8 protein-coding genes and 1 pseudogene are annotated in these 5,895 nt (G+C 64.5%); 7 read left to right on the top strand and 2 right to left on the bottom strand.

The features are described 5' to 3' along the window. From FJZ36_17685 to FJZ36_17665, 5 genes and pseudogenes are all read left to right on the top strand, one after another. Positions 1-620, top strand: a 620-nt coding sequence (locus FJZ36_17685) for an ATPase (protein ID MBM3216730.1), incomplete at its 5' end; no start/stop codon positions are given. A gap of 4 nt (positions 621-624) precedes the next feature. After that, complete coding sequence (locus FJZ36_17680) at positions 625-1,272, top strand: DUF4276 family protein (protein MBM3216729.1); 648 nt, start codon at positions 625-627, stop codon at positions 1,270-1,272. A 110-nt stretch (positions 1,273-1,382) separates the two neighbouring features. Then, entirely contained in the window at positions 1,383-1,655 is a 273-nt protein-coding gene (locus FJZ36_17675) for a nucleotidyltransferase family protein (protein MBM3216728.1), read from the top strand. Beyond that, positions 1,652-2,031: pseudogene (locus FJZ36_17670) on the top strand (DUF86 domain-containing protein). Before FJZ36_17675 ends, FJZ36_17670 begins: the two are co-directional and overlap by 4 nt. Next, positions 2,028-3,743: a hypothetical protein gene (locus FJZ36_17665; GenBank protein MBM3216727.1), complete on the top strand. Its 1,716-nt coding sequence runs from the start codon at positions 2,028-2,030 to the stop codon at positions 3,741-3,743. The pseudogene FJZ36_17670 and the gene FJZ36_17665 overlap by 4 nt, the downstream one beginning before the upstream one ends. A 23-nt stretch (positions 3,744-3,766) precedes the next feature. Here the strand turns inward: FJZ36_17665 and FJZ36_17660 are convergent, their stop codons facing one another. Continuing rightward, positions 3,767-4,195 carry a hypothetical protein gene (locus tag FJZ36_17660; GenBank protein ID MBM3216726.1) on the bottom strand — a complete coding sequence of 143 codons (429 nt, stop codon included), beginning with the start codon at positions 4,193-4,195 and terminating at the stop codon, positions 3,767-3,769. Further along, positions 4,196-4,441 (bottom strand): hypothetical protein, encoded by a 246-nt coding sequence (locus FJZ36_17655; GenBank protein MBM3216725.1) that lies wholly within the window; start codon positions 4,439-4,441, stop codon positions 4,196-4,198. It lies immediately after the preceding gene. A gap of 315 nt (positions 4,442-4,756) precedes the next feature. Here FJZ36_17655 and FJZ36_17650 point away from each other — a divergent pair, with 315 nt between their 5' ends. Both FJZ36_17650 and FJZ36_17645 read left to right on the top strand, forming a co-directional pair. After that, entirely contained in the window at positions 4,757-5,017 is a 261-nt protein-coding gene (locus FJZ36_17650; GenBank protein ID MBM3216724.1) for a MoaD/ThiS family protein, read from the top strand. Between the two features lie 39 nt (positions 5,018-5,056). After that, positions 5,057-5,895, top strand: an 839-nt coding sequence (locus tag FJZ36_17645; GenBank protein ID MBM3216723.1) for a glycosyl hydrolase, incomplete at its 3' end; no start/stop codon positions are given.

Below are 5,895 nucleotides of genomic sequence, written 5' to 3'. Positions count from 1 at the left end.
ACCTGAGCTACTTCGTTCCCGACGCGGCGCGGGGCCTCCCGCTTTCGGGGCCGCAGAAACGGCTGAACGCACATGGGGACAACCTGGCGAACGTCGTCCAATACATGGAGCGAGAACACAAGGATCGCTTCGCGCGGATACTCGACCAGATTGCCGCGAAGATACCCGGCGTGCGGAAGATCGAGACGGAACGGACGCCGGACGGGCGGGTGCTCCTGAAGTTCAACGACCAGGGGTACCAAGACCCGTTCTACGCCCAGCAGATGTCCGACGGCACGCTCAAGATGTTCGCCTACCTGCTGCTCTTGGAGGATCCGACGCCGCCGCCGTTCCTCTGCATGGAAGAGCCGGAGAACGGGCTCTATCACAAGCTGTTCGAGTCGCTGGCGGCGGAGTTCCGCGAGTACGCGATGACACGACGCTCCCAGGTGTTCGTGACGACGCACCAGCCTTACTTCGTGGACGCTCTCTCGCCGAAGGAGGTGTGGATACTCGACAAAGACGAGTCGGGGTTCTCGACGATCCACCGCGCGAGCGATGATGCCCAGATCAAGAGTTTCGTCGAGGAGGGTCTGCCGCTGGGCGGGCTGTGGTACAGCGACTATCTGGACGCGAGATAGGCGCATGCACTTCGAGGTCCTTGTCGAAGACCAGTCCGGCAAGAAGGCGCTGGATGTCCTGCTTCCGAAGATACTGCACGAGGGCAGCACATTCCGCCTGCACAGTTACAGGGGCATCGGTCGCATCCCGCGTGACCTGCGCGGAAAGACAGACCCTGATCGGCGAATCCTCCTCGACTTGCTTCCAAGCCTTTTGCGAGCGTTCGGAAAGGCGTACGCCAAGACGCCGAACGCAGCAGCCATCATCGTCGTCTGTGACCTGGACGATCGGTGTCTCAGAGACTTCCGCAGCGAGCTCATGACCGTGCTGGAATCCTGTGATCCGAAGCCTGTCACACGTTTCTGCATTGCCGTCGAAGAAATGGAGGCGTGGTTCCTGGGTGATCTGCCGGCGATCTTGGCTGCCTATCCCAAGGCGAAGCGCAACGTGCTCGATTCCTACGCCAACGACAGCGTCTGCGGGACGTGGGAGAAGCTCGCGGACGCGATCCATCCCGGCGGATCGAAGAGACTGAAGCCCCTCGGCTATCCTGAGATCGGCGTCGAGAAGTCGAAGTGGGCGGAAGCCATCGCGCCGAAGGTGGACGTCGAGAACAGCCGCTCGCCCAGCTTCTGCTACTTCCGGGACAAGCTGCGCGCCCTCGCAGGCTGATGCTCATCACCCTCTGTGCCGCCGCGTGCTCGGGAGCGTAACGCCGAAAACTCGCATCATGACGGAGTTCTTGTTGTTCGGAGGAGCCGAGCATGTCCGTTGACGAGCGACTGAGGGAGAAGCGTGCAGATATCCTACGTCTGTGCGCAGCCTACGGCGCGCGCAACTTGCGCATCTTCGGTTCCGTGGCTCGCGGGAGCGCCGATTCCGAGAGCGATATCGACTTCCTCGTCGAGATGGAACCCGGACGCAGCCTATTCGATCTAGGAGGTCTTCAGTACGAGTTGGAGCATCTACTTGGCAGCCCTGTGGACGTTGTTACCGAGCGAGGGCTCAAGGCGCGCATTCGAGATCGAGTGCTCGGAGAGGCTGTGCCGCTGTGAGGGATCCCAGGGAGAGGCTGCGGGACATGCTCGAGGCGATCGCCGCCCTTGAGCGCTATCTGCACCGAGGAAGGGCTGTCTTCGAGCAGGACGAATTGCTGCAGGGCTGGTTCGTCCGCAATCTCCAGATCATCGGAGAAGCAGCGCGGTCGTTGCCCGAGAGCACGCGCATGCTGGCTCCGGAAGTAGAATGGCACCAGATCATTGGCATGCGGAATGTGCTCGTTCACGGGTACTCCGACATCGACGCCGCCTCGTCTGGGATGCTGCGAGCCGAGATGCCGTGGCGCTCAGTCCCATATCGAACAGCTCTTGCAGCGCCTGGAGGGCCGGTTTGAAACGCACAACGATTGAGAAGTTGGCGTGCCCCCAATGACCCGAACTCTCCGCACGCTGACTGTCGCGTTCGCGCTGACGTTCATCACTCTTTGCGCCGCCGCATCCGCAGAACCCGCGTGGATCGACGGCACGCCGATCCTCTCCGAGCTCTTCCCGCATCCGCCCGGAACGGCGTTCACGCCCTCGGCTCCGGCGCGACCGGCTCCGCCGCGCTTCGAGATCGGCAGCGCGCGAACCTTCTTCGCCGTCGACTTCCGCACGACGCGCCAGTACACGGTCGACGCGACGCTTCGCGCCGTCGGCGAGTTCTGCTACATCTACGTCGCCGATGACCAGTGGAACCGCCGGATCGCCCAGGGCGGCGTCGACCGGCTTCTGCGGGCGTTCGAGCAGTCCACGCCCGGCGACCCCGCGCGCGGCATCTACCAGATCGAGAGCGAAGCCTTCGGGAACCCGCCCGACATGGACGGCGACCCCCGGATCGTGCTCCTCCTGCTGGACATCCTCGATAATTTCCAGCCCGGCGGGTCGTTCATCGCGGGATACTTCTCCTCGGTGAATCAGCTCCGAGGGCGCGTCCGCGACGCGCGGTGGGGCATCACGTTCCAGAGCAACGAGACCGAGATGGTCTACCTCGACACCAACCCCGGACAGGTGGACACCCCGTTTGGCTGGGGCATCCTCGCCCACGAGTTCCAGCACCTGATCCACTACGGGTTCGACCCGAACGAGGACACGTGGGTCAACGAAGGAGCCTCCGACTTCGCGATGTTCCTCGTCGGGTACCCGCCGACGGCGCACAAGGACAGCTTCGAGTCCGACCCGACCATCTCCCTGACCGAGTGGCCCTCTGGGATGGGGAGCGCGCTCGCCTACTACGGCGCGACCTACCTGTGGATGCTCTACCTCTACGAGCGCGCAGGCGGCCTACCGACGATCCGATCCATCGTCCAGAGCCCCCGGCGCGGCATGGACGGCGTCGATACGGCGCTGCGGGCGAGGGGCTTCGCATCGGGCTCGCGCGAGTTCTTCTCCGACTGGCGAGCCGCCCTCATCGCCGACGATTCGACCTACGGCGATGGTCGTTACGGGTTCGTCCACGAGTCCGTCAACGTCCAGGGGCAGACCCACCGGAGCTATCCCGTCGCGGCGACGACACGCAAGCTGCGCAGCTGGTCGGGCGACCCCATCGAGTTCAGCCCGCCGCGCGCGGAGAACCTGCCGCTTCAAGTCGCCGTGACCGCCGCCGACACCTGGCGCGAGGCGCTCGACGTGCAGGCGCTGCTCTTTCGGGGAACACGCCTCGTCGAGGCGCGGCGCGTGCCACGCGAGGCGCTCAAGACCGCCTTCACGGACGCCTTCCCCGGCTTTGGAGAGGACGCGACGCGGATCGCGCTGTCGGTGTCGTTCGCGCCGTTGGGCTTCGGGACGGTCGAGGGCGCGTACGGCTACTCGGCGCGGCTGGGCAAGCTGATCGCCTTCGACGTGCGGGCGTTCCGTAACCCGATCCTGCGGGACTTCATCGAGGTTGCCGCCGTGCCGGATTCGCCTGTCGAGACGGGAGCCGTGACGCTCCGCCTGACGCCTCCCGGCGGCAAGACGCCGCTGGCTGCGGAGATGACCACCCACGACGGCGGCAAGACCTTCGGCGCGACGTTCCGCGTCCCCGGCGCGGCGGGCGATTGGGCGTGGGAGCTCGTCCACTTCGAGCAGGTCGTCGGGCGGGGGACGTTCCGCATCGGCGAGTGACGGCAGCGCTAGCGGACGCCGGTTCAGAAGCTGAGCGTGAAGGTGTTCGTGTATCCGACGTAGACGAGGACGGACTGAGAGAGTATGTCCCGCCCGACGAGGCAGTTGATCGGTTGCCCTCTCAGCGGAGCGCCGATAACGACGGTTTCAATGACCACATTGCTCGGGAACACGATCCGAGCAAGGTACTCATAACAACGAACGCCTTGAGAAGATGCTGTGGTAATGTGGGTTACACCCACCGGATTCAGGTGGAGTTGTTGCAGGATATCCTGTCGCACAACGGTTCGGGTAGCCCCAGTGTCGATCAGAGCATGACCAGCCACAAACTCTGGAATGGCGGATCCCTGCTTCCGTAGGATATCTGCGAGCACGGCGCCGATTCCAAAGCGAACTTCTACGAGAGGCCCGTCCTGGAGGAGGTTCGCAACCTGGTGCGTGAACGAGGGCATCTAGACGCCCATCAGGTTGGACGTGAAGTGCTGCGGGATCTCGACCTCGACAACCTGCTTCACCAGGAACGGCGCGTTCCCGAAACGCTCGTATCCCTGCCGGATCGCATCCTTGTTGCTCTCGAACACGCCGCATAGTTCGTCGCCGTGGACGAGGGCGTACTTCCCAACGGCGCAGCCGATGAGTTCCTTCCGAAGGCTCTCGAACGTCGCCACTTCCGCAGACAGCAGGTCTGTCGTAGCCATGGCGCTTCCCTCTCTCCCATATGATATGTGCTGCACGCCAGCGACGCAAATGACGCCACCTCCGCGAGACTGCCATTTCATGAACGGGATACGTCGGATGCCGGATCGAGTCCACAATCGGTAATGCTCGGGCGATCGAGTTTCATCCCAACTGCCGACACTCGCGTAGACTCGCACTGCTGGGTCTAGTACCACGAAATGGCCGTGCCTTCACGAACCCGCCATCGGTGAAACGACCCCTTGACGCCCTTCGTCAACTGTCTCACTGGCTATGAGTAGGTGAGGTAGGTGAGGGGTCCTTCCGTGCCGCGCGTGGTGTTCACGCACCATCTGAAACGCTTCTTCCCGAACCTCGCGGAAGTCGACGTCACGGGCGTGACGGTCCGCGAGGTCGTCGCTGCCGTCGATGCGGCGTACCCCGGGCTCCGCGACTACATCGTCGATGACCAGGGCGCGCTGCGTCCGCACGTCAACGTGTTCGTCGGCGACGATCTGATTCGGGACCGCCGCCGACTGTCCGACGCCGTGGCGGAGAGCGACGTCGTGTCGGTCTTCCAGGCGCTGTCCGGCGGTTAGTTCGTTCCGCCCTTCATGATGTGACGAAAGAGGTGTCCGGTGACGTCTTCTTCGGTTCGGCTTCTGCTCGGCACGCACAAGGGTCTGCTCATCCTGGAGCGCGGCAACGGCGGCTGGGAGACCGCCCACGAGGCGTTCATCGGCGTTCCCGTGCCCTACGCCTTCACGGATCCGCGCTCGGGAACCGTTTGGGCGAGCCTCGACCACGGTCACTGGGGGCGCAAACTCTCGCGCTCGACCGACGGCGGCGCGACGTGGGACGAGGTGCCCGCTCCGACCTACCCCGACGGCTCCGAGATCAAACCCGGCGTGCCGGCATCGACGCTCTATATCTGGTCCTTGGCGGCGGGCGGGGCGCACGAACCCGAGCGTCTCTACGCCGGAACCGAGCCCGGAGGGCTCTTCCGCAGCGATGATGGCGGCGATTCGTGGCAACTGGTCGATTCCCTCTGGAACCACCCGTCTCGGACCGGATGGTTCGGCGGCGGGCGCAACAACGCCGGCATCCACTCAATCCTCGTCGATCCGCGCGACAGCCGCCACGTCTACGTCGGGGTGAGCTGCGCTGGCGTGTTCGAGACGAAGGACGACGGCGCGTCCTGGGCTCCCATGAACAAGAACGTCCGAACGGACTTCCTACCGAACCCCCTCAGCGAGGTCGGCTCGGACCCGCATTGCGTCGTCGCCTGCCCGTCGCATCCGGCGGCGATGTGGCAGCAGAACCATTGCGGCATCTTCCGCACGACCGACGGCGCGGCGTCGTGGACGGACGTGTCGGAACCGGACGGACTCGCGCGGTTCGGCTTCGCCGTCGCCGTGGACGCCGAAAACCCCGATGTCGCGTGGGTCGTTCCGGCGCAGGCAGACGAGAAGCGGGT

This window comes from Candidatus Poribacteria bacterium, assembly GCA_016866785.1.
In the GTDB taxonomy this organism is placed as follows: Bacteria; Poribacteria; WGA-4E.
The sequence above is the reverse complement of the archived record's forward strand: the minus strand, read 5'-3'. Positions and strand labels throughout refer to the sequence as shown.

Excerpts from the sequence above, each read along its gene's own strand:
- FJZ36_17680 (MBM3216729.1), top strand. The coding sequence starts at position 625 with ATGCACTTCGAGGTCCTTGTCGAAGACCAGTCCGGCAAGAAGGCGCTG.
- FJZ36_17665 (MBM3216727.1), top strand. The coding sequence starts at position 2,028 with ATGACCCGAACTCTCCGCACGCTGACTGTCGCGTTCGCGCTGACGTTC.
- FJZ36_17660 (MBM3216726.1), bottom strand. The coding sequence starts at position 4,195 with ATGCCCTCGTTCACGCACCAGGTTGCGAACCTCCTCCAGGACGGGCCT.
- FJZ36_17655 (MBM3216725.1), bottom strand. The coding sequence starts at position 4,441 with ATGGCTACGACAGACCTGCTGTCTGCGGAAGTGGCGACGTTCGAGAGC.